This is a genomic window from Bradyrhizobium hipponense, from assembly GCF_008123965.1.
Classification (GTDB): Bacteria; Pseudomonadota; Alphaproteobacteria; order Rhizobiales; family Xanthobacteraceae; genus Bradyrhizobium; species Bradyrhizobium hipponense.
On record NZ_VSTH01000142.1, the window covers coordinates 1 to 22,469 of the forward strand.

Here is a 22,469-nt window from a genome sequence, read left to right on the forward strand (position 1 = left end):
CAAGAAAACGCTGACCTAGAGCGCGTCGCTGTCGGTTTCGCCGGTGCGGATGCGCAGCGCGTGGTCGATCGGCGTGACGAAGATCTTGCCGTCGCCGATCTGCCCGGTGCGCGCGGTCGCGGTGATGACGCTGACGGCCTTGTCCGCGATATCGGAGGCGACCGCGATCTCGATCCGCAGCTTGGGCAGGAAGTTCACGACATATTCGGCGCCGCGATAGATCTCGGTGTGGCCCTTCTGGCGGCCATAGCCCTTCACTTCGGTCACGGTCATGCCGTGGACGCCGATCGCCGTCAGCGCCTGACGGACCTCATCCAGCTTGAAGGGTTTGATGATCGCGACGACGAGCTTCATGGTCTGGCCTATTCCTCGGGATGCGCCGCGCCGCATGTCCCCGGCGCTGCGTCAATCTGGCATCTTTCTGGGCAAATGGCATAAAAAACTTGCAGATTGAACCAGAAAAACGCTTGGGCCTTATCGCCGGCCGCCTCTGTACAGGACAGCCGTTCATCCTCCACAATGCATTTTTGGCATGGATGCGGTGAACCCGCGCCCGCCAAGCGGTACATAAGTATTTTGGGGGGCGTTCATGGCGAGTTGGTTCTACGCATCCGAGGGCAAGCAGCAGGGGCCCTATCCGGAGGGGCAATTCCGCGACCTCGTCGCCCAAGGCATCGTGCGCCCGGATACGCTGGTGTGGTCCGAAGGCATGGCGGGCTGGCAGAAAGCCGCCGAAATCCCCGGCCTGATCGGCGGCGGTCCGCCGATGGTCCCGGCTGGCGGTCCGCCGACGATGGGCGCGGGTGGCTATGGCGGCGGCGGTTCGCTGTCGATCGACTTCGGCATCCTCGAATTCACTTGGCGCAGCATCGTGATGATGATCGGCATAGCCTTCATCATCCCGGCGCCCTGGGCGTTCGTCTGGTACACGCAATGGATCGTGTCCTGCGTCAAGGTTCCGGGGCGGCCCAACCTCAGCTTCACCGGCAACGCTATGACGCTGGTGCCCTGGTTTTTCGGCTTCATCGTTCTGATGATAGTCGTCGGCTTCACCGGCAGCCAGTTGCTCGGCAACCTGCTGTTGATCGCCCAGATCGTTCTCTACTGGCTCCTGATCAAATGGATGGTTGCAAACCTGGCTTCCAACGGGCAGCCGCTCGGCCTCAGCTTCACCGGCTCGGTCTGGGCCTATATCGGCTGGAATCTGCTGTTCGCGATTTCCATCATCACCATCATCGGTTGGGCCTGGGTCGCCGCGGCACAGCTTCGCTGGTTCTACCGCAACATCGAGGGCACGCAGCGCGAGATCGTCTTCCAGGGCAGCGGCCTCGGGATTCTCTGGCGCGGAATCGTCGCCGCAATCCTGTCCAGTCTCCTCATCCCGATCCCGTGGGTGTATCGCTGGATCATGAACTGGTTTGCTTCGCAAACCGAGCTCGCCCCGCGCGGCTCGCTCGGAGCGTGATCCAAACATAAAGCCCTAAGCGCGATGAAATTGCGCTTAGGGCGATCCGCTCTTCCGCTCGCGCACGGAGCCTTCCTGCGCGACGGAGGCCACCAGCGTGCCGTCTGGCTTGAAGATTAGGCCGCGGGTCAATCCGCGGCCGCCCTGCGCGCTCGGTGAATCCTGCACGTAGAGCAGCCATTCGTCGGCGCGGAACGGGCGGTGAAACCACATCGCGTGGTCGAGGCTTGCCGGCATCATGCGCTTGTCGAACAGCGTGCGGCCGTAGCGCGCCATCACCGCATCCAGCAGCGAGAAGTCCGACGCATAGGCTAGCGCGCACATGTGCAGCGCCGGATCGTCCGGCAGCGTGGCTGCGGTCTTGATCCAGACATGAATGCGGCCGTCGTCGATCTTCTGACCGAAATAGCGGCCGAGCTCGACCGGGCGCAGCTCGATCGGCCGGTCGGATTCATAATAGCGGCGGATGAACTCGGGCATCTCGCGGAACATCGGCTGCTTCGCCACCTCCTCCGCCGTGAGTTTTTCCGGCGGCGGCACGTCGGGCATCTTCTCCTGGTGGTCGAAGGCGCCCTCCTCCTCGGCGTGAAACGAGACCATGATGGAGAAGATCGCATTGCCGTGCTGGATCGCGGTGACGCGGCGGGTCGAATAGCTCTTGCCGTCGCGCAGCCGCTCGACCTGATAGATGATCGGAATCTGCGGATCGCCCGGCAGGATGAAATAGCAATGCAGCGAATGCGGCAGCCGGCCCTCGACGGTGCGGCAGGCCGCGACCATGGCTTGTCCGATCACCTGCCCGCCGAACACGCGCTGCCAGCTCGTCTTCGGGCTGTTGCCGCGGAACAAATTCACCTCGAGCTGTTCGAGGTCGAGGATTGCTATGAGATCGATCAGGCTTTTGGACATGGATTGAACTTTCTTGCCGTCAGTCCGGGTTCGATGCTCCGGAATGACACATTGGGCCGTTCCGCCCTTGTTTCACTGCACTGTTTCGCCCACCTCAAGTCTGCTAGCAAGACCAGGATTTAGCCGGGAATTTTTGTATGTCGGTACAGGGTAGCATTGTCATTGGTGGCGGGGCGTTTGCCGGCCTCGCGCTGGCCCTGGCGCTGCGGCAGGGCCTCGGCCCCGAAATTCCCGTCATTGTCGCCGATCCTGCGCTTGCGACACGGCCGAGCCGCGACCCGCGCGCCACCGCGATCGTGGCGGCCTGCCGGCGCCTGTTCGAGGCCATCGGCGCCTGGGACGACGTCAAGGCCGAGGCGCAGCCGATCCTCGACATGGTCGTCACCGATTCCAAGCTGGAAGATGCCACGCGCCCGGTCTTCCTGAATTTTGCCGGCGATGTCGCGCCCGGCGAATCCTTCGCGCATATGGTCGAGAACCGCCGCCTGATCGATGCACTGGTAGCGCGCGCCGAGGACGAAGGCATCGATCTTCGCGCCACCACGGTGGCGTCCTACGATTCGCGCGCCGACGGCATCGACGTGACGCTCGGCGACGGCAGCGCGATTGCGGCAAGCCTGCTGATCGCCGCCGATGGCGCGAGGTCAAGGCTGCGCGAACGCGCCGGCATTGCCACCCACGGCTGGGAATACGATCAATCCGGCATCGTGGTCACCGTCGGCCATGAGCGCGATCACGAGGGGCGGGCCGAAGAGCACTTTCTGCCCGCGGGTCCGTTCGCGATCCTGCCGCTGTCCGGCAAGCGATCGTCGCTGGTGTGGACCGAGCGACGCACGGAAGCCGCGCGCATCGTCGCCCTGAGCGACGAGGAATTCCACGGCGAGCTCGAGCGGCGCTTCGGCCTACATCTCGGCGAGGTCAAGGCGCTCGACAAGCCGCGCGCGTTTCCGCTGTCCTATTTCGTGGCGCGCTCCTTCATCGCAGAGCGGCTGGCGCTGGTCGGCGATGCCGCGCATGTCATCCATCCCATTGCCGGTCAGGGCCTCAACATGGGTCTGAAGGATGTCGCCGCATTGGCCGAGGTCGTGGTCGATGCCGCGCGGCTCGGCATGGATATCGGCGGAGCCGACGTGCTCGAGCGCTACCAGCGCTGGCGCCGCTTTGACACCATGGCGATGGGCGTTGCGACCAACTCGCTGAACTTCCTGTTCTCGAACCGGTCGACGCTGCTGCGCGCGGTGCGCGACATCGGCCTCGGCCTCGTCGACCGTGCCCCGCCGCTGAAGAATCTGTTCATCCGCCAGGCGGCCGGACTCACGGGCGAGGTGCCGAAATTATTGAAGGGCGAGGCATTGTAGCGCGCGACCACGCTGCACTCTCCGCTCGTCGTCCCGGACAAGCGCGCCCAAAGCGCGCGCCGATCCGGGACCCATAGCCCCAGGGAGTGGTTTGGCGAAGACTCGTCGTCCGGTACTGCCACCATCCACAATCGATTGATTCCGCGGTATGGGTCCCGGCCTTCGCCGGGACGACAGTGAGAGAGTCGCGCGATCGTCGCGCAAAACTTCTACCTCAATCGATCTTCCGCGCCTCTTCCGGCAGCATGATCGGAATGCCGTCGCGGATGGGATAAGCGAGCTTGGCCGAGCGCGAGATCAATTCCTGCTTAGCGGAATCGAATTCGAGTGGGCCCTTGGTCAGCGGGCAGACCAGGATCTCGAGCAGTTTGGGATCGACGCTGTTTTCGGGACGTTCGGTGGGCGCGTTCATTGTGGTCTCCGGCGATCGGGTCGCCTCTAGCACAGAAAATCCCGGCCGCCCATCGCGCTTTAGGCCGATGCCATCCGCAGAATCTCGTCGAGCAAGCCCTGGAGCCGCGCGGCCGGAACCGGCGCGCCCGACAGCGCGAAGCCGAGAAACGTCCAGTACAGGATCTGCGCGCGGGCCTGCGCGACGGCGGGCGTCAGTCCGCGTTTCCTGAACAGCACCTCGATATAATCGAGCCGGCGGCGGTCGATGGCACGGACCGCGACTTGCGTCGCCGCATCGAACGCCGCCCAGTTGCGCACCGCGCGCTCCAGATCGAGCCGCGCGCCAAAAGTCCTGCGCAGCAGCGCTTTCAGCGGATCGTCGCTGTCGGCCTCGACGTCGGCGATGATCTGTTCGGCCGCGACCTCGCGCCAGCGCTTCAGCACCGCCGCGTGGAACGCACCGAGGTCGGCAAAATGCCAATAGAAGCTGCCGCGGGAGACGCCCATCGCCTTCGCCAGCGGATCGGCCTTCAACGCGGTGAAGCCGCTTCTCCCCAGCGCCTTGAGTCCCTCTTTGATCCAATCGTCGGCGGAGAGCTGTTCGGTCATGTCGGGTTCCAGGCGTTGACCATACAGTACTGTATTGACAGCGGGGAGCAAGTGGGTGCATATCCGTACAGCACTGTATGGATGGAGACGGTTTCATGCGCGACCTCCTGCTGCAATGTTCGGGCGCCGCCGCGATCGTGCTGGCGCTGATCCACGGCATGCTCGGCGAGACCAAAGTGTTCGCCCGCGCCTCGATCGAGCCGCCGCGGCTGCGCACGCTGATCCGGCTGGTCTGGCAGGCCGGCACGGTGGCGTGGATCGGCGGCGGCGTGCTGCTGCTCGCCGCGCCCTGGATGGAATCCAGCCTCGCCCGGCACTGGATCATCGTCACGCTCGCGATCGTGTTCGGTTTTGCCGCGCTGGCCAATGCCTGGGCAACGCGCGGCCGTCATTTCGGCTGGCTCGGCATGAGCGCGGTCGTAGCGCTCGCGGTTGCCGGCTACTAGCGGACGTAACCCAAGAGACCAGCCAGCTGGCCAGCGATGAGGCGTAAGGCCGCAGCAACGCGTCAGGGGCGCTCTGCGTACGGCAAGGACTGATGTTTTCACCGATGTTAGAGCTTATCTAAAACATCCGTGCCCGAACTGGATTGACTTGATCACCTCCTTTGCTTCCTTCGCAGTCGGTTCGCGCTAAGCGTGGCGCGCACGACAGAGGAGGAGAGTTTCGTGAAGGTCATTCGTGTTGTTGCCATTGCACTGACGATCGGGATTGGCATGGGGTCGACGGCGATGGCCGACGGCTTCAAGGATTGCACCAAGCTCGACAAGGCCTCGTGGAAGCCGGCGAGCGAAGCCGAAGCCAAGGCGAAGGCGCTGGGCTACGAGGTGCGGCGCTCCAAGATCGAAGGCTCGTGCTATGAGGTCTACGGTGTCAAGGAAGGCAAGGTCTACGAGCTGTTCTACAGCCCTGAAGATCTCAGCCTGAAGCGCACGGTTGCAAAGTGAATTGCGCCAAATGAGCTGCGCCAAATGAACTGCGCCAAGGCGAATCGGGTTTGATGGTCGAAGCAGTTCCAGAAGCGCGCGGGGAGCCCAATCGGGCCCCCGCCGATCGAACCGCTTCGCGGACCGTCGAAGTCTGGGACCTGCCGCTGCGCCTCTGGCACTGGATCCTCGCCGCTTGCGTCCTGGTCGCGTGGTTCACGCCCACCGTCTATGACGGGCTTCACCGTATTGTCGGCTATCTCGTGATCGGGCTTCTGGCCTTCCGCCTGATCTGGGGCTTTGTGGGAAGCCGCTATTCGCGCTTTCGCATGGTCGGGGTCAGGCTTCGCGCGGCGCCAAGCTACCTGTGGAATCTGCGCCGCGGCATCACCGGCCGCTATATCGGGCTCAATCCCGCCGGCACCATGATGCTGGTGGCGCTGCTCTTGTCGCTGATCGTCTCGGCGGTCACAGGCGCGATGTCGGTGACGGTGACATTCTTCGGCGTCTGGTGGATCGAGGACACCCACGCCTATGCGTCGGACGCCGTTATCGTCCTGGTAGTGCTGCACGTCCTGGGCGTCGTGCTGATGGCTGTTCTCCAGCGCGAGAACCTGATCCGCGCGATGATCACCGGACGCAAACGCATCCGCGGGCACCTCTAAGCAGGCGCGGGTTAGTTCGAACCGATGGAGCCTCGGCTCGCCCAATCCGTAGTGTCACGGGAATTAAGCCCTCGCCCGCACAGGCTACCGCTAAACGTCGCCATCTTTCGAGGTCGGGTTTACGTTTCGATAAGTACACTACCTGACATTGCACAAAATTAACGCAATGACAGTCCAATCGGATCAATCGTCGAGGATATTGACGAGGGAGCGATTTCGATGTTCCGCGTTTTTACCTGTCTCACGGCAGAGCATGATTGGCGGCTGGTCGTGCTCGCTGGTCTGGTTTGCTTCGCTGCGAGCATTGTGGCCATCAGCATCTTTCATCGCGCGATCGCGTCGCGAGCCTGGACGCGGCTGACCTGGATCGCAATCGCCGGCGCCTCGATCGGATATGGAATTTGGGCAACGCATTTTGTTGCAATGCTCGCCTACGAGCCCGGCGTCTCAACTGGTTACGGTATCGCTCTGACAGCTCTATCGCTCGTCGCGGCTATGATCCTGACCTCCGGCGGTTTTGGCGTTGCAGTCAGTAATTCCGGTCGGTGGCGCGCGGCTGCCGGCGGCGGCATCATCGGCGCCGGCATTGCGAGCATGCACTATCTCGGCATGTGGGCCCTCGAAGTGCCGGGTCGCGTGAGCTGGTCGCCCGGGCTGGTGTTGATCTCGATCGGCCTTGGCATGGTCCTGGGCTACGCTGCACTTGCCGTCGCCCTGAGTCGCAAGAACAAGTGGGGGGCCCTGGCCGCGGCGCTTCTGCTGACGCTCGCAATCGTGTCGCATCATTTCACGGCTATGGGGGCCGTGCAGATCGTTCCAGACCCGACGCTGAACAGCGACGCCTTGTCGCTTTCTCCCGCCTTCCTCGCCGTGGCAATTGCCGGCGTGGCTCTGTCAGTACTCGGGATGAGTTTTGTCGGCGTGCTGGCGGATCGCCGCCTTGCGACCAGAACCAGCAGATTCGAGGAAATCATCAGCGAGCTTTCGCTCGCCAGGCAACAGGTCGAAGATTCCCAAAAGGAAATCCAGGATCAGACAATCAGGCTGGACACGGCCATCAACAACATGGTTGAGGGCTTGTGCATGTTCGATGCAGAGAAGCGACTTGTCGTCTGCAACAAGCGCTATGCGCTACTCTATCGGCTGCCGCCGGAGCTGTTGCGAACGGGGACGCCGCACGCCGACATCATCAGGCATCGTGTTGTGAACGGCATCCTCAAGGGCGACGCCAACGAGGGCGCTGCCAAGCAATTCATCTCGAAATTGGCCACGTTGCCGTTCGACGCAGTCTCGAGCAGGATCGACGAATTTGCGGATGGCCGCCTGATCTGCGTCACGCGGCAGCCCATGGTCGGCGGCGGGTGGGTGGCCACGCATCTCGATGTCACGGAGCAACGCCAGTCCGAGGCCAAGATCACTCACATGGCGCAACACGATGCGTTGACCGACCTGCCAAATCGCGTGCTGCTCAGAGAGCGGATGGAGCACGCCATTGCAGTGACGCGCAATGGCGGCCTTGATCTGGCCGTGCTCATGCTCGACCTCGATCGCTTCAAGGAGGTCAACGACACGCTTGGACATCCGGCGGGCGATTCTCTGTTGCGGGCCGTCGCTGCGCGTTTGCGCGAATGCACCGCGGAAACCGCGTTGATCGCTCGACTGGGCGGCGACGAGTTTGCGGTGATCGACTACGTGACCAACCCGGCCGTGGAGGCCGCAACCCTCGCCGAGAAGATCAGAAAGGCGCTTTGCGAACCTTTCGATCTCGGCGATCACCGGGTCACGGTGGGTACCAGCATCGGCATTGCCATCGCGCCGCGCGATGGCAACGATTCTGACGTGATCATGAAGAGCGCGGACCTCGCCCTTTACTCGGCCAAGAGCGGCGGACGTGGCGCATTCCGTTTCTTTGAGCCGGAACTCGATGAGATCATGCATACACGACGTAACCTGGAGCGCGACATGCGGGCCGCGCTTGCCGGCCATCAATTCGAGCTCTACTACCAGCCATTCGTCAACACCGCGACCGGCAAGACCAGTGGCTTCGAGGCCTTGCTACGCTGGCATCACCCGCAGCGAGGTCTGGTCATGCCGGGCGAATTCATCCCGCTTGCGGAAGAGACCGGCCTGATCGTGCCGCTGGGAGAATGGGTCTTGAGGACGGCCTGTGCGGAAGCCGCAAAATGGCCTCTCGATCTCAGCATCGCGATCAACCTGTCTCCCGCTCAATTCAGGAGCAAGGAACTCGTGCCGGTCGTTGTGGGCGCGCTGGCAAGTTCGGGCGTTGCGCCGCACAGGCTCGAGCTCGAGGTTACCGAAACGGCGATCATGCATGACAGCGAAGCTGTATTCGCAGCCCTCGGCCAACTGCGCCAGCTCGGTGTGCGAAGCGCCCTGGACGATTTCGGCACCGGCTATTCGTCACTGAGCTTTTTGCAAAGATTCCCGTTCGACAAGATCAAGATCGACCGCAGCTTCGTCAGCGAACTGACCAGCGCGAAGGCAGAGGCGCACCATCTCGCGCGAGCAGTGGTTCGTTTCGCAGTCAGCTTGAGCAAGACGACCACCGCCGAAGGCGTCGAAACCAAGGAGCAGCTGGACATCCTGCGTGAAGAGGGATGCGCCGAAACACAAGGCTATTATTTCAGCCGGCCGGTGCCTGCATCCAGCATTGCGAAAATGCTGCCGCGAGATGCCGGAGCAGCCGTCTGTGCGGCGTGAGCGTTCAGGCCGTCACTGCAGCGGTGGATCGCCTGAGGTGCGCTTCTTGGCGAGATCCATCTCGGTCACCGCGATCAGAATCTCGGCGCGGGTCTTCAGGTCCGGGGCCTCCAGCATCGCCTGCTTCTCGGCCGGGCCATAGGGCGACATCATTGCCAGCGCGTTGACGAGCGCCTCGTTGGGGGCGCTCTCGACGCCTTCCCAGTCGACCTTGAGGTTGTTGGCCTTCAAGAAATCCGTCAGCGCTACCAGCAGCGCCTCGCGGTTGACCTCGTCCTCACCCAAGCGCGCGGTAAAATCATCGGCGAAGGCGAAGAAGTCCACCTTGCATTGCCGGTAGGCGGTCAGCACCTCGAGCTCCTCGACTATCCTGAACCGCGCGACGCCTGTGAGCTCGAGGATGTAGCGGCCGTCACCGGATTCGGCGAGCTGGGTAATGCGCCCGACACAGCCGACGCGAAACAGCGCCGGCTTGTCGGAATTCTTCGGCGAATGGGCGATGTCCGGTTGGATCATGCCGATCAGGCGATGGCCGTCGCGCAAGGAATCATCGACCATCGCGAGATAACGCGGCTCGAAGATGTTGAGCGGCATCTGGCCGCGCGGCAGCAGCAGCGCGCCCGGCAGCGGAAACACCGGAATGATCTCCGGAAGGTCGGCGGGCCCGCGATATTCGATGTTGATCGGCATCTGCCCGGTCCCTCGCTGGACTTGCCAGCTTGCGCCTTACGAAAACAGGATCGTCGACAAGCGCTTGCGTCCCTCGATGGTTGCATCGTCGGCGCCGCCCCAGGCCTCGAAGAACTGCACGAGCTGCTTGCGGGCGCCGTCGTCGTTCCATTTGCGGTCGCGTTTGATGATCGCGAGCAACTGCTCGGTCGCCGCCGCCCGGTTGCCCTGCGCGTTGAGCGCGGTCGCAAGGTCGAATCGCGCCTGATGATCGAGTGGGTTTGCGGCGACTTTCTGTTCCAGTTCGGCCACCGGGCCCAGCGATTCAGCCTGTTCGGCGAGATCGATCGCGGCCTGCACCGCCTTCACCGCGGCATCGCTGCGCTTGGACTCCGGCACCATGCCGAGCGTCTGCTTGGCCTGCTCGATCGCGCCCGAGACGACGTAGCACTTGGCTAGCCCGGCGAGCGCGGCGATGTTGGTCGAATCGTGCGAGAGCACCTCGGCATAGATCTGCGCCGCGGCTTCCGCATCGCCCTCGGCGAGCACGGCCTCGGCCTCTTGCAGGATTTCGGCGACATTCAGCTCGCCCGGCGCGGTCACGCCCTTGGTCAGCTTTTCGATGAAGGCGTTGACCTGGCTTTCCGGCACTGCGCCCATGAAGCCGTCGGCCGGCTGGCCGTTGACGAAGGCGATCACGGCCGGGATCGACTGGATGCCCATCTGGCCCGGAATCGCCGGGTGCTGGTCGATGTTCATCTTGACCAGCTTGACCTTGCCCTTGGCCGCGCGGACCGCCTTTTCCAGCACGGGGGTGAGTTGCTTGCAGGGGCCACACCATTCGGCCCAGAAGTCGATCAGAACCGGCTGGCGCTTCGATTCCTCGATCACGTCCTTCACGAAGGTCTGGGTGGTGGTGTCCTTGATCAGGTCGGCCGAAGCCGGGCCCGGCGCTCCGTTACCCTGGTCGATGATCGTCACGGGATCCCCTCGTCTGATGTCTGGAATGGCGGCTCTTTAGCACGCCGCCGATCCATATGCTTCGCTGTCGGCCCCTAAAATTGGGCCGGGGCGGCCGAATTTCAATCCGTGCCCGCCGATTCGGCGGTTCCGGGGCATTTTCGATCGGTTTGACCGGAATCGGGGTCGATATCGGGCCTCGAATGCGCATCTATGCCGCGGGTAGCTGTTGCATTCGCCGTCCGCTTTTGGCATACGACAGCCGTTGCCGGGCGCGTCATGCGGCCGACACAGGATGCGGGTGTAGCTCAGTGGTAGAGCACGACCTTGCCAAGGTCGGGGTCGAGGGTTCGAGCCCCTTCGCCCGCTCCAATTTTCTCCCAAGGTCCAAGGATGTGTTGGCTATCCCTGCCGGGGAGTGCCTTTGCCGCGATTTTTGGTGTGGGTCGTACGGCGGGCTTTTTCGAAGTCCCAGGACCGGGAATGGGGCCAACCTGTAATTTAGGGCGCCTCGCCCAAGCTATACAGCGCGAAGGAGGTCTTTGGTCTTTTCCAGTGCTGTGTTGGCGATCAGCTTATATGCGTCTTTGATCGAGAGCTGATTGATCGCTGCGCTCACAAAGTCAGGCTTTAGCTTGTCGATTGCGGCCAGTGTAGTTGCGACGCTGTCGCGATAGCTGGCCAGCTCCTTAATGATAGACTCAGCGTGCTTTTCGCCGCCCGCCGCGATGTCAAATATATCGCGCGGCGCGATGCTATTGCCCCGATGATAGATCTTCTTCGCAATGATTTCCGGGATTGTCTCTAGGAGGACCATTTCGTCCTCAACTGTCGCTTGCGTCGTCGGCGAGGAAGTCAGTGGCGGCGCGACGATAAAATCGATCTCACCAAATTCGAAGCCGAGCTTCAGGGACCGTGCGCCGTTCCCATTTTAGTCAGCAGGCCTGATCTCGAAATTGAAGTCATGCTTCTGTGGATCGAGGAAGGGAAGAAATTGAGGGTCCGGGAGAAAGATATCGATATCGTGGCTTATCCGATGATCGATTTGCAGCATCATCGCTGTGCCGCCGCCGAACGTCCAACGATCAATGATTTCCTGTTCGGCGTTGACTTGCCGGATCATCGCACAGGCAATGCGAAAAAGTTGCGCCCAATCTGATTGAGCGCTCATGTGTTAGGCCGCGAGTGGAAGGGATCGCCCCGAAAACTCGGCAAACGCTTTTGCTGCGGCAACCAGTTGATCGTGGCTGATGCCATACATCTCAGCGAACGCGATTTGCAATTCAGGTTTAACATCGCCAAAAAACGACGACATCGGACCGCAGGCCGCCTTCGCCGAAGAGGGATCCAGCAGACAATGGACAAGCTCCTGCGCGTCTAGCTTTTTGCTATACGGCGCATTTACAGTCGCCAGTACTAGGATGGGGCTGTTCATCTGCGTCACCATCTGGATGCCCGGTCAATATAGGATGGACATGGCAGCATCTACACTCCCCCCAACAGTCTTCGCAGTCAATTTGTTTGCTTTTTGTTCTATCTGCATGGGTAGATTCGCTGCAAACGTCGACTAAATGCCTCGGATCGGACGGTGGTTTCGTTGGCGGGTGGGTTCAATCGGTCGCACATGAAAATTCTGGTCACAGGCAGCGCGGGTCACCTCGGGGAGGCCATTCTCCGAACCCTCCGGGGGCGCGGCTCGCCCGTGCATGGGGTTGATTTGGAGACATCGCCTTTCACTGACGCCGTTGGCTCGATCGTCGACCCGGACTTCGTGCGGCGGCAGATGGATGGTGTCACCGCGATCATCCACACCGCGACGCTGCACAAGCCGCATGTGGCGACCCACACCAAACAGCAATTCGTCGACACCAACGTCACCGGCACGCTCAACCTGCTCGAGGCGGCCGCGGCCGCCGGGGTGCGCAGCTTCGTCTTCACCAGCACCACCAGCGCATTTGGCTCGCAACTGCGGCCGGAGGTGGGACAGGCTGCGGTGTGGGTCACCGAGGAGCTGCCGCCGGTGCCTAAAAACATTTACGGCACGACCAAGCTGATGGCGGAGAATCTGTGCGAGCTATTCTTTCGCGAGCGCGGCCTGCCCGTCGTTATTCTGCGAACATCGCGCTTCTTCCCGGAAGACGACGACGATCCCGCGATGCGGTCTGCCTACGTGCTGGAGAATGCGCAGGCCAATGAGCTGCTGTATCGCCGGCTGGATATCGCGGACGCGGTGAGCGCCCATCTTGCCGCCGTCGAGCGGGCGCCGGCGATCGGCTTCGCCCGTTACATCGTCTCCGCCACCAGCCCGTTCGAGCCGGGTCACCTTGCGGCGCTCGCCCGCGACGCGGCCGGTGTCGTGCGCGAGCTCTATCCGGATTGCGCAGAGCTCTACGCGGCGCGCGGCTGGCGGCTGTCCCCGCAGATCGATCGCGTCTACGTCAACGATCGCGCGCGGCGCGAATTGGGCTGGCGCCCCGAATTCGACTTTGCCCATGTCCTGAGCAGCCTTCGCACCGGACAGGATTTTCGCAGCGCGCTGGCGCGCGAGGTCGGCTCAAAAGGTTATCATGAGACGACATTCGACGACGGGCCCTACCCCGTCGCCTCGTGATCGCCGCTTTTGCTGATTTGCTCGACGCATCAAACGTCTGCCCGGTGTCACCGCACGCAAATCGGCATGAGCCTTTCTACTGTGCATGGGGTTGTTTTCGCGCTTTTGTTTGGCCGGGTGCCGGTGCTGCCTGCAAATGAGCCGCGCGGCTTGCTGATTTCGCGTTGCAGCGAGGTCGTCGTCGCCACGCGTTCGCCTCGAGCGAAAATCCGTCTCAATTCATATTGAGCGCAACCGCAGTGCGCGCGACGCGCTTCTCAGCGGTTGCGGATGTGCTAACCTTTCTGCGTCTGTCCTCTCGACAGACGCCAAACCTCGCCTTTCGATGAATAAAACAAAATAACGTGCAGTCCAGATGGCTGCCTTAGGGGAGTGACGCGATGACGTTCCATCGATCCGTCTTTCAATCCGTCTTTCAATCCGTCCTGGCGCTTGCAGCGGTTGCCCTTCTTGCGGGGACAAGCGTCGGTCATGCGCAGCAACAGGACAAGAACAAGCCGCTGAAGAAATACGAATCCGGCACCAAGGAGTTCTGGACACATCCGCCGGATGACTGGTTCCTCGGCGACGAGACCGAGGCGCAGAAGGGCCTGGCGCCGCCGTCGGGGCCGCCGACCGGCGCATCGGAGGCCGAGCTCGCGGCGATGATGAAGAAGATCAAGCTGCCGCCGGGCTTCAAGATCGAAGTCTACGCGCCCGGCGTTCTCGCGGCGCGGCAGATGGCCTGGGGCGACAAGGGCACGCTGTTCGTCGGCTCGTTCGGCCTCGGCAACGTCTATGCGATCACGGACAACAACGGCAAGAAAGAGGTCAAGACCATCCTCAAGGGGCTGAACATGCCCACTGGTCTGGCCTTCAAGGACGGCGCGCTCTACGTCATCGCGGTCGACAAGCTGATCCGCTACGACAATGCGGAAGCCAATCTGGACAAGCTCGGCGAGGGCAAGGTCGTCTATGACGACATGCCGTCCTATGCCGCGCATGGCTGGAAGTACATCGCGGTCGACAAGGAAGGCTGGTTCTACATTCCGTTCGGACCGCCCTTCAACATCGGCGTTCCCCCGACCAGCGTGTCACAGATCCGGCGCGTCGATCCCAAGACCGGCAACGCTGAAATCTGGGCGCTCGGGGTGCGCAACTCGGTCGGCGGTGACGTCGATCCGCGCACCGGCAAGCTTTGGTTCACCGAGAACGCGCGTGACTGGGTCAGCGACGATCTGCCTAGCGACAAGCTGAACATGATCAACAAGATCGGTGAGCACTTCGGCTATCCCTATTGTCACCAGGGCGACCTGCCGGATCCGAAATTCGCGATGGGTCACAAGTGCTCCGAGTTCACGCCGCCTGTGCTGAACCTCGGCGCCCATGTCGCTCCGCTCGGCATGAAGTTCTATACCGGCGATCAATTTCCGCCTGAGTACAAGAACAACATCCTGATCGCCGAGCACGGCTCCTGGAATCGTCACAAGTATCAGGGCGCACGCATCATGCGGGTGATCGTCGGGCCCGACGGCAAGAACGCCAAGCAGGAGGTGTTCGCCTCCGGCTGGCTCGAGGGCGACCAGGGCTATCTCGGCCGTCCCGACGACATCATCCTCGCCAAGGATGGCTCGATCCTCGTCGCCGACGACTGGGCCGGCGCGATCTACCGCATCAGCTACAGCAAGAAGTAACGTTCGAAGATACGGGGCTGCGGGTGGCCGAAAGACGCCGCAGCCTCTCTCATCTCGATCTCGCAAAGCCGTCGTTCCCGCTTGCGCGCCGCTTGAGCGCAAGTCCGGAACCCAAAGCCACGATTGCGGATTATGGATTTCGGGCCCGTGCTCTGCACGTCCCGGAATAATAAGCTGGGACCCATCAATCATGCGCCGGCAATTTCTCTCGCACGCAATCAGCGTGGTTGCGTTCCTCACGCTCGGCTCTCTCGCGGCAAGCGCCGCTGACGTCGCCGCCGGCAAAGCCAGAGCCGAAATCTGCGCCGGTTGCCACGGCGACAACGGCATCTCGCAGATGGAGAACGTCCCCTCGCTCGCCGGCCAGCCCGATCAATTCCTGCAATGGCAGCTCGTGTTCTTCCGCGCCGGCTCACGCAAGAACGAGCAGATGCAGCCGATCGTCGAACAGATCAACAACGAGGACATCCGCAATCTCGGCGCCTATTTCGCCTCGCTGACGCCGCCGAAGGGGCCGGAGGACAACGATCCCGATCTGTCGAAGAAGGGTGCGCAAGCCGCCGCCGGTCGCCGCTGCGGCTCATGTCACACCGACAGCTATGCCGGCACCAAGGCAGTGGCGCGCCTCGCCGGCCAGCGCGAGGAATATCTCGTGAAAGCGCTGCACGACTACAAGACAAGCCAACGTGTCGGCGGCGCCGGCGCCGCCATGGCCGAAATCGCCTACTCCCTCAGCGAAGAAGAGATCACCGCGCTGGCGCACTATCTGGCGCATCTGCAGTAGCTCCACATTCCACCGTCGTCCCGGACAAGCGAGCTCCAACGCGAAGCGTTGTCGGAGCGCGCGCCGATCCGGGACCCATAACCACAGGAAGTGGTTGTGGCATGAGGTGGTAACTACCAGTGTTCGCCAAACTCGACCCTGTGGCTATGGGTCCCGGATCTGCGCTTTCGCTTGTCCGGGACGACAGCGGAATGTGGAGCTGGCTATCCCGCCCGCTGCTTCTCATACGCCTTCAGATGCGTGTACGCGATGCGAAGCTTCGGCACCGGTACCTTCGCAGCGTCTCCGCGCGCGATGAGATCGCCGATGACGTGATCGGCCTCGACCGGAAGGCCTGCCTGGACGTCGCGGAACATCGACGCAGTCATCGGTGAGCCCTCAGTGGTGAGCAGACCCTTGACCCGTTCGAAGAACGGGCCTCCCGGCGGATAGCCTGACGCGGAGGCGACCGCGCTGGTCTCGTCTAACATGCCGAGCAGGAAATCCTTGCCGCCGGGGACGGCAAGGATGTTGCCGACGGAAGTGCGCATCAGGCTGGTCGAAGCGGCAAGCGAGGAGAGGAACACCCACTTCTCCCACATGTCCTGCATGATGTTCTGGCTGGCTGCGGCGCCATTGATGCCGCTCTTGAAGGCCTCGTCGATCGCCTTGACCCGGTCCGACAGCTTGCCGTCGCGCTCGCCGTAATTGATCGACTGCATTGGCTGGAGCTGCACCACCTCGCGCTTCTCGTTCAGCGTCGCGGCGATGGCGCAGAGTCCGCCGAGCACGCGTTCGGGGCCGAACTTCTGGTCGAGCGTGTCGAGATGCTTCATGCCGTTGAGCATCGGGATGATCGACGTGTTCGGTCCGACCGCCGCCGCGAAAGACTTGATGGCATCGTTGAGGTCGAACGCCTTGCAGCTCAAGAGCACGACGTCGAACTTGTCCTTGAGCTTGTCCGCTTCGACCCGCGGCGGGTCCTTCAGCGTCACATCGCCGTTCGGGCTCTTGATGACGAGGCCGGCGCTCGCAAGCTCGGCAGCGCGCCTTTGCCGGACCAGAAAGGTAACGTCGCGGCCGGCCTGCAACAGCCTGCCACCAAAATAGCCGCCGATGGCGCCGGCGCCGACCACGAGGATACGCATGGGATCTTCCTTGTTGTTGCTTCTTTACCGTCGTCCTGGCGAAAGCCAGGACCCATTACCCCGACTGCTCGCTATCGGACAAGTTGGAGCTCCAGCTCGTGACATCAATAACCTTCGGTGGTTATGGGTCCTGGCTTTCGCCAGGACGACGCTGGGAAATAGCTCGCTTTATAAGGCCGGGGGCAATCACTTTCCCGACACCATTTCCTCGACCTCGCGCAGCTGTTCCTTGCCGAAGAACATCTCGTTGCCAACAAAGAAGGTCGGCGAGCCGAACGCACCGCGGGCCACCGCCTCCTCGGTATTCTTGATCAGTTTGGCTTTCACCTCGGGCTCCTGGGCGCGGGCGAACAGCTTTTGGGCATCGAGGCCGGAGGAGGCCAGCGCCGTCGCTGCGACTTCCGGATCGTCCATTTTTTTCGGCTCGCGCCACATGTGGTGGAAGGCGGCGTCGACATATCTTTCGAACACGCCCTCGACCTGCGCTGCGATCGCCGCGCGCATCAGGTTCAGCGTGTTGACGGGGAAAAACGGATTAAAGACATAGGGCTGGACGTGAAACCGCTTAATGAAGCGCTCGGTCTCGACCGCCTGGAACTCGCGCTTGTTCTTGACGCCGGCCAGCGTCTCGGCCGGCGACTTGTTGTTGGTCGCCTTGAAGATGCCGCCGAGCAGGATCGGCACATATTCGAATTTGACGCCGATCCGCTGCTCGATCGCCGGGATCGCCAGATGGCTGAGATAGGCGTTCGGGCTGCCGAAGTCGAACAGGAATTGCGGGGCTGTGCGGGTCAAAATCGTTCTCCTGACGTCGCTTTTCTGCCATTGTGGCGCAGGGCGCAGCACGGGTCCACCGTTTAATGATGGTCATAATACCTTCGTAGCCCGGTCAGATCAGGCGCCGGATCGCGCGCTTGCGCCACACCAGGAGGTAATAGCCCATCTGCAAAATGAACATGGCGCAGAACACAATCGGATAGGCGGTCCATACGCCCTGGATACCGACGGTGCTGCTCAGGATCACTGCGGACGGCAGCTCGATCGCGACGATGGCGAAAATCGAAAGCAGCATCGGCGTCAAGGCGGCGCCCGCGGCGCGCATCGCCCCCGAGAACACCGTGGCCATGCCGAACGGTACCGAGCTCCACAGGGCGATGAGAAGTAATTCCCTGGCAAGATCGAGCACGGCGCCATCGGTGATGAAGATGCCAAGCACAGCGCGCGGCGCGAGATAGATCGACGCGACCAGGCCACCGGTCAGGATCAGGTTGAACGCGAGGCCGGCTCGCACAATGCGCTCGAGCGCGGTCCGGTCGCCGCCGCCGATGGCCTGGGCGCCGAGGATCGAGACTGCGATCGAAATCGATATCGCCGTGAATTGCGTGTAGCCCATCACCTGGTTGACGGCGCCATAGGCGGCCGTGGCGTCGGAGCCAAAGCCGTTCACGAGGCCGAGCAGCACCAGCTCGGCGATCGCCATCACCACCATGCCGATCGCGCTCGGCAACCCGATGCCGAGGATTTTGCCGAGTACGGCGCCGTTGAGCCTGAGATGGCGCAGCAGCGTGGCGTCCGGCGCAAGCGCGTGCTTCTTTCGCAGCAGATAGGCGGCCAGCGCGATCAGCGTGAGTGCGTTGGCAATTGCCGATGCCCAGGCCGGGCTGGTGATGCCGGCTGCCGGCAATCCGGCCGTGCCGCGGATCAGGGCCGGTGTGAGGATCAGGCCGATTGCGGTCGACATTGCCAGCGCCAACAACGGCGTGAGTGCATCGCCGACGCCGCGCATCATCGCCGTCATCAGCAGGAAGACGAAGCCGAGCGGCATCGTCAGCAACATGATGCGGGCATAGGCGCTGGCTTGCTCGAGAATGTCCGCGGGCGTGGCCAGCGCCATCATCAATTGGCGGCTGAAAACACCGCCGATCAGCGCGATCGAAATGGCGAGCAGCAGGCCGACCGCGAGCGTCGTGCCCGCGACGATCTTGATTCGCTCGTGCGCGCCGGCGCCAAATGCCTGGCCGATCAGGACGGTCGCGCCGGTGCTCAGGCCCATGACGAAGGCGAACAGAAAGAAGAACACCGGGAAGAACGTCGAGACCGCCGCCAGCGCATCCACGCCGATCATCTGGCCGAGATAGACGTTGCTGACCGTGCCGAACAACGATTGCAGCGCGTTGCTCAGCATCAGCGGTGCGAGAAAGCGGAGGAAGGTAGTCCAGAGGGGCTTAGGGGCAGACATGGATTTGCCTTTCGTCAGGGCGTGCGAAACCGTCGCCACGCGAGGCGCGTGGCTTGGGCCGTCGATGGTTGCGGATTAGCGGCGCGCCTTAAGCGCGGTCGCTGTAGGCGAGCTTGACGATGTGGTCGCGGATGTCGGCGGGCCAGTCGGCGATCAGTCCGCTGAAACGGCGCCGGTCATCCGCGAACAGCGCGCGCGAAGCTTCCTCGAATTGCGGCAGGTTGCCCGCCATGGTCGACATGAAGTGGTAGGCCGCATCGCGCGCCTGCCGCGCGCGGTCCTTGTCGCCGCTGGCGCGCCGCGCCTCGTCGACGAGCTTTCGCAGCGCGACCGACGCGCCGCCGGGCTGGGCGCCGAGCCACTCCCAGTGGCGCGGCAGCAGGGTCACCTCGCGCGCGACCACGCCGAGCTTCGGCCGGCCCCGGCCGCGCGGCTCGCTCGGTGGTGTGGTCTCCTCAATTGGGGGCGGGACAAGCTTCGCCAGCCGCGCCAGCACCTCGCGATCCCCGCCGCGCAGATCGAAGTCGATCGACCGGCCGGTGCCGTCCTCAAAGATGATGATGGGCTCGTCCGGCCGTGGTGCCATCCGCTTGACGACCAGCGCGACCTCTCCTGCCGGTCCGGACGCCAGGCGGCGCTGTCCCTGGAAGGCGGTGAAAGTCCTTTGCATCGAAATCATTGCCATATTGATGAACGTTGGCCCATAATACCCGGGTAAATTATCAACGTCAATATACCCGGGTGAAATTATTCGTCCGGATGGCTCGACATTGCCCGCCCGGGCTGGCACGAACGCACGGCCGATCGATCAAGCTGGGGACCACGATGCTGACCGTTCACCACCTCAACAATTCACGCTCACAGCGGGTGCTTTGGCTGCTCGAGGAGCTAGGGGTGCCCTACGAGATCGTGCGCTATCAGCGCCAGCCCGACATGCGTGCGCCGAAGGAGTTGCGCGCCATCCACCCGCTCGGCAAGTCGCCTGTCATCACCGACAACGGCAACACCATCGCCGAGTCCGGCGCGATCATCGAATATCTCATCGCGACCTACGGCAACGACCGGCTGATCCCGCCGCCGAACACGCCCGAGCGGCTGCGCTTCACCTACTGGCTGCACTATGCCGAAGGCTCGGCGATGCAGCCGCTGCTGCTGAAGCTGTTGTTCACGCTGATGCCGAAGCGGGCGCCAGCCCTGCTGCGGCCCCTGGTGCGCAAGGTCTCGAACCAGGCATTGACCGCGCTGGTCAATCCGCAGCTCAAGCAGCACATGGACTATTGGGAAGGCGAGCTCGGAAAAACCGAGTGGTTCGCCGGCAACGAGTTCACCGCGGCCGATATCCAGATGAGCTTTCCGCTCGAGGCAGCTCAGGCGCGCGGCGGGCTCGAGCAAGGACATCCCAGGGCGATGGCGTTCCTCGAACGCATCCATGCGCGGCCGGCGTACAGCCGCGCGCTGGAGAAGGGCGGGCCGTACCAGGTGGGGCGGTAGCTATCTATACCGCTAGTCCGCGTGCAGCACGCGGCCCCGCCGGGGCAGGTTACTGTCCCGCAGCCTCTGCGCCGCGCGTGCGTGGATCGGCCGCGCCGAGCGGGCCGTTCGGCGTCACCGCAATCGAATTGGCGGAGGTCTGTCCCATCGGCTCGACGACGAGGTGATCCATCGTCCTCAATGCGAACAGCACGTCGTCCGGAAAACCGTGCTCGACGCGCACATTGTCCGGCAGCCATTGATGATGCAGCCGCGGCGCGGCAACGGCGGCGGCCACGTCCATCCTGTAGTCGAGAACGTTGACGATCACCTGGAGCACGGTCGAGATGATGAGGCTGCCGCCGGGCGAGCCCGTCACCAGCACCGGTTTGCCGTCCTTCAGCACGATGGTCGGCGACATCGAGGATAGCGGCCGCTTGCCGGGCCCAGGCAGATTCGGCTCGAAGCCGACGAGACCGTAGGCATTGGAGGCGCCAACCGCTGCGGTGAAATCGTCGAGCTCGTTGTTGAGCAGCACGCCGGTGCCCTCGGCGACGAGGCCGAGGCCATAGCTGAAATTAAGCGTATAGGTGTTGCTGACCGCGTTGCCGCTGCTGTCGACGACGGAGAAATGCGTGGTGTTGCTGCCTTCGCGCGGCGATGCTCCGGCGGAGACGAGTTTGCTCGACGGCGTGGCGCGGCTGGTAGAAATGGTCGCGCGCAACCTGGCCGCGTAGTCCTTTGCAATCAGGGTATCGATCGGCGCGTTGACGAAGGCGGGATCGCCGAGATAGCGCGCGCGGTCCGCATAGGCGCGCTTCATGGCTTCGATGAGGAGGTGCAGCGACGCCGGCGATCCCTGTTTCAGCTCCGCGAGCTGAAAGCCTTCGATGATATTGAGGGTCTCTGCCAGCACCACGCCGCCGGACGAGGGCAGCGGCATCGAGATGATGTCATAGCCGCGATAGGTGCCGCGCACGGGTGCGCGGATCACCGCCTGATAGGCTTTCAGATCAGCTGATGTCATGATGCCGCCGGCGTCGGAGACGGCCTTGGCGAGCTTGTCTGCGACCGGCCCCTCATAGAAGCCGCGCGATCCCTGCGCCGCAATGGCCGACAGCGTTTCGGCAAGATCGCCCTGCACCAGCCGGTCGCCTTCGCGAAGCGGCGTGCCATCGGGCCGCGAGAAGATTTTGGCCGAGGAAGGCCAGCGCGCGAGCCGCCGGTGCCAGGCCGGCAACGTATCGGCGATATCGTCGCCGAGAACGAATCCGTCGCGGGCGAGCGCGATCGCGGGCTCCAGCAACTGCGCCAGCGTGAACTGGCCCGAGCCGTATTTCTCCAGCGCCAGCGCGAGTCCCGCGACGCTGCCGGGCACGCCGATGCCGAGCGCGGAATCGCGCGACTTCGTGGCATCGGGCTTGCCGTCAGGTCCGAGGAAGATTTGCGTCGTCGTTGCCGCCGGCGCGGTCTCGCGGTAGTCGATCGCGATGTCCTCGTTGCGCGCGGCCGAATGGATCACCATGAAGCCGCCGCCGCCGATATTGCCGGCGCGCGGATAGGTCACGGCCATCGCAAAGCCGGTAGCGACCGCGGCATCGACCGCATTGCCGCCGCGTCGCAGGATATCGGCGCCCACTTGCGCAGATATCTTCTCCTGCGCAACCACCATGCCGTGCTCGGCGGCAACCGCGCGCACCGTGTCGAGCGCTGGTGGAACATAGGCCCGCCGCGCGTCCTGCGCGGTGGCTGGCGCCAGACCAAGCGCCACAGCAGCAATGAATGCGAAAAACGTCCGCCGTGTCGAAAATGACGACATCATCAAACTTCCGCCGTGGCTTCGGGCCAGTTCACACGTCTCGCAGTAATGCTATACCGTCTGCGCCAACA

Annotated in this window: 24 protein-coding genes and 1 tRNA gene; 11 read left to right on the forward strand and 14 right to left on the reverse strand. The window is 63.0% G+C overall.

The window, feature by feature from the left end:
- Positions 1-15: 15 nt before the first annotated feature.
- Entirely contained in the window at positions 16-354 is a 339-nt protein-coding gene (locus FXV83_RS33765) for a P-II family nitrogen regulator (protein WP_148743883.1), read from the reverse strand.
- Positions 355-589: 235 nt separating this feature from the next.
- Between FXV83_RS33765 and FXV83_RS33770 the strand changes: the two genes are divergently transcribed.
- Positions 590-1,465 (forward strand): DUF4339 domain-containing protein, encoded by an 876-nt coding sequence (locus tag FXV83_RS33770; protein ID WP_148743884.1) that lies wholly within the window; start codon positions 590-592, stop codon positions 1,463-1,465.
- A 36-nt stretch (positions 1,466-1,501) separates the two neighbouring features.
- On the opposite strand, the gene tesB is transcribed toward FXV83_RS33770, so the two are convergent.
- Positions 1,502-2,374, reverse strand: coding sequence for an acyl-CoA thioesterase II (gene tesB / locus FXV83_RS33775; protein WP_148743885.1), 873 nt, complete (start codon positions 2,372-2,374; stop codon positions 1,502-1,504).
- A gap of 137 nt (positions 2,375-2,511) precedes the next feature.
- Between tesB and FXV83_RS33780 the strand changes: the two genes are divergently transcribed.
- Positions 2,512-3,732 carry a ubiquinone biosynthesis hydroxylase gene (locus FXV83_RS33780; protein ID WP_148743886.1) on the forward strand — a complete coding sequence of 407 codons (1,221 nt, stop codon included), beginning with the start codon at positions 2,512-2,514 and terminating at the stop codon, positions 3,730-3,732.
- A gap of 214 nt (positions 3,733-3,946) precedes the next feature.
- Here the strand turns inward: FXV83_RS33780 and FXV83_RS33785 are convergent, their stop codons facing one another.
- Together FXV83_RS33785 and FXV83_RS33790 are read right to left on the reverse strand one after the other, a co-directional pair.
- The gene (locus FXV83_RS33785) at positions 3,947-4,144 is read right to left on the reverse strand and encodes a Trm112 family protein (RefSeq protein WP_092232493.1); all 198 of its coding nucleotides are present in this window, start codon (positions 4,142-4,144) and stop codon (positions 3,947-3,949) included.
- A gap of 59 nt (positions 4,145-4,203) precedes the next feature.
- Entirely contained in the window at positions 4,204-4,734 is a 531-nt protein-coding gene (locus FXV83_RS33790; protein WP_148743887.1) for a TetR/AcrR family transcriptional regulator, read from the reverse strand.
- 95 nt (positions 4,735-4,829) lie between these two features.
- Between FXV83_RS33790 and FXV83_RS33795 the strand changes: the two genes are divergently transcribed.
- The 4 genes from FXV83_RS33795 to FXV83_RS33810 all read left to right on the forward strand — a co-directional run bounded on the left by FXV83_RS33795 (position 4,830) and on the right by FXV83_RS33810 (position 9,046).
- The gene (locus FXV83_RS33795; protein WP_148743888.1) at positions 4,830-5,180 is read left to right on the forward strand and encodes a hypothetical protein; all 351 of its coding nucleotides are present in this window, start codon (positions 4,830-4,832) and stop codon (positions 5,178-5,180) included.
- 222 nt (positions 5,181-5,402) lie between these two features.
- Positions 5,403-5,681: a PepSY domain-containing protein gene (locus tag FXV83_RS33800; protein ID WP_187436352.1), complete on the forward strand. Its 279-nt coding sequence runs from the start codon at positions 5,403-5,405 to the stop codon at positions 5,679-5,681.
- Between the two features lie 53 nt (positions 5,682-5,734).
- The gene (locus FXV83_RS33805; RefSeq protein ID WP_148743890.1) at positions 5,735-6,325 is read left to right on the forward strand and encodes a cytochrome b/b6 domain-containing protein; all 591 of its coding nucleotides are present in this window, start codon (positions 5,735-5,737) and stop codon (positions 6,323-6,325) included.
- A gap of 219 nt (positions 6,326-6,544) precedes the next feature.
- Positions 6,545-9,046 carry an EAL domain-containing protein gene (locus tag FXV83_RS33810; RefSeq protein WP_148743891.1) on the forward strand — a complete coding sequence of 834 codons (2,502 nt, stop codon included), beginning with the start codon at positions 6,545-6,547 and terminating at the stop codon, positions 9,044-9,046.
- 12 nt (positions 9,047-9,058) lie between these two features.
- On the opposite strand, the gene FXV83_RS33815 is transcribed toward FXV83_RS33810, so the two are convergent.
- Both FXV83_RS33815 and trxA read right to left on the reverse strand, forming a co-directional pair.
- Positions 9,059-9,736: an LON peptidase substrate-binding domain-containing protein gene (locus tag FXV83_RS33815; RefSeq protein ID WP_148743892.1), complete on the reverse strand. Its 678-nt coding sequence runs from the start codon at positions 9,734-9,736 to the stop codon at positions 9,059-9,061.
- Positions 9,737-9,772: 36 nt separating this feature from the next.
- Entirely contained in the window at positions 9,773-10,696 is a 924-nt protein-coding gene (trxA, locus tag FXV83_RS33820; RefSeq protein WP_187436354.1) for a thioredoxin, read from the reverse strand.
- A 276-nt stretch (positions 10,697-10,972) separates the two neighbouring features.
- Between trxA and FXV83_RS33825 the strand changes: the two genes are divergently transcribed.
- Positions 10,973-11,047, forward strand: a tRNA-Gly gene (locus tag FXV83_RS33825).
- 148 nt (positions 11,048-11,195) lie between these two features.
- Here FXV83_RS33825 and FXV83_RS44440 read toward each other — a convergent pair.
- From FXV83_RS44440 to FXV83_RS33835, 3 genes are all read right to left on the reverse strand, one after another.
- Complete coding sequence (locus tag FXV83_RS44440; protein ID WP_235940380.1) at positions 11,196-11,492, reverse strand: hypothetical protein; 297 nt, start codon at positions 11,490-11,492, stop codon at positions 11,196-11,198.
- Between the two features lie 114 nt (positions 11,493-11,606).
- Positions 11,607-11,846, reverse strand: coding sequence for a nucleotidyl transferase AbiEii/AbiGii toxin family protein (locus FXV83_RS45225; protein ID WP_347341091.1), 240 nt, complete (start codon positions 11,844-11,846; stop codon positions 11,607-11,609).
- A gap of 3 nt (positions 11,847-11,849) precedes the next feature.
- Positions 11,850-12,110 (reverse strand): hypothetical protein, encoded by a 261-nt coding sequence (locus FXV83_RS33835; RefSeq protein WP_148743894.1) that lies wholly within the window; start codon positions 12,108-12,110, stop codon positions 11,850-11,852.
- Between the two features lie 189 nt (positions 12,111-12,299).
- Between FXV83_RS33835 and FXV83_RS33840 the strand changes: the two genes are divergently transcribed.
- From FXV83_RS33840 to FXV83_RS33855, 3 genes are all read left to right on the forward strand, one after another.
- Positions 12,300-13,286, forward strand: a complete 987-nt coding sequence (locus tag FXV83_RS33840; protein WP_148743895.1) for an NAD-dependent epimerase/dehydratase family protein — start codon at positions 12,300-12,302, stop codon at positions 13,284-13,286.
- A 380-nt stretch (positions 13,287-13,666) separates the two neighbouring features.
- Positions 13,667-14,959: a PQQ-dependent sugar dehydrogenase gene (locus FXV83_RS33850; RefSeq protein ID WP_148743896.1), complete on the forward strand. Its 1,293-nt coding sequence runs from the start codon at positions 13,667-13,669 to the stop codon at positions 14,957-14,959.
- A gap of 190 nt (positions 14,960-15,149) precedes the next feature.
- Positions 15,150-15,743, forward strand: coding sequence for a c-type cytochrome (locus tag FXV83_RS33855; protein ID WP_148743897.1), 594 nt, complete (start codon positions 15,150-15,152; stop codon positions 15,741-15,743).
- 203 nt (positions 15,744-15,946) lie between these two features.
- On the opposite strand, the gene panE is transcribed toward FXV83_RS33855, so the two are convergent.
- From panE to FXV83_RS33875, 4 genes are all read right to left on the reverse strand, one after another.
- Positions 15,947-16,870: a 2-dehydropantoate 2-reductase gene (panE, locus tag FXV83_RS33860; RefSeq protein ID WP_148743898.1), complete on the reverse strand. Its 924-nt coding sequence runs from the start codon at positions 16,868-16,870 to the stop codon at positions 15,947-15,949.
- 186 nt (positions 16,871-17,056) lie between these two features.
- On the reverse strand, positions 17,057-17,665 hold the full coding sequence (locus FXV83_RS33865; RefSeq protein WP_187436355.1) for a 2-hydroxychromene-2-carboxylate isomerase: 609 nt from the start codon (positions 17,663-17,665) through the stop codon (positions 17,057-17,059).
- Between the two features lie 94 nt (positions 17,666-17,759).
- Positions 17,760-19,109, reverse strand: a complete 1,350-nt coding sequence (locus FXV83_RS33870) for an MATE family efflux transporter (RefSeq protein WP_148743899.1) — start codon at positions 19,107-19,109, stop codon at positions 17,760-17,762.
- A gap of 88 nt (positions 19,110-19,197) precedes the next feature.
- On the reverse strand, positions 19,198-19,794 hold the full coding sequence (locus FXV83_RS33875; protein ID WP_148743900.1) for a DUF2239 family protein: 597 nt from the start codon (positions 19,792-19,794) through the stop codon (positions 19,198-19,200).
- A 140-nt stretch (positions 19,795-19,934) separates the two neighbouring features.
- Between FXV83_RS33875 and FXV83_RS33880 the strand changes: the two genes are divergently transcribed.
- The gene (locus tag FXV83_RS33880; protein WP_148743901.1) at positions 19,935-20,600 is read left to right on the forward strand and encodes a glutathione S-transferase family protein; all 666 of its coding nucleotides are present in this window, start codon (positions 19,935-19,937) and stop codon (positions 20,598-20,600) included.
- 49 nt (positions 20,601-20,649) lie between these two features.
- Here the strand turns inward: FXV83_RS33880 and ggt are convergent, their stop codons facing one another.
- On the reverse strand, positions 20,650-22,401 hold the full coding sequence (gene ggt / locus FXV83_RS33885) for a gamma-glutamyltransferase (protein WP_148743902.1): 1,752 nt from the start codon (positions 22,399-22,401) through the stop codon (positions 20,650-20,652).
- Between the last annotated feature and the right edge of the window lie 68 nt (positions 22,402-22,469).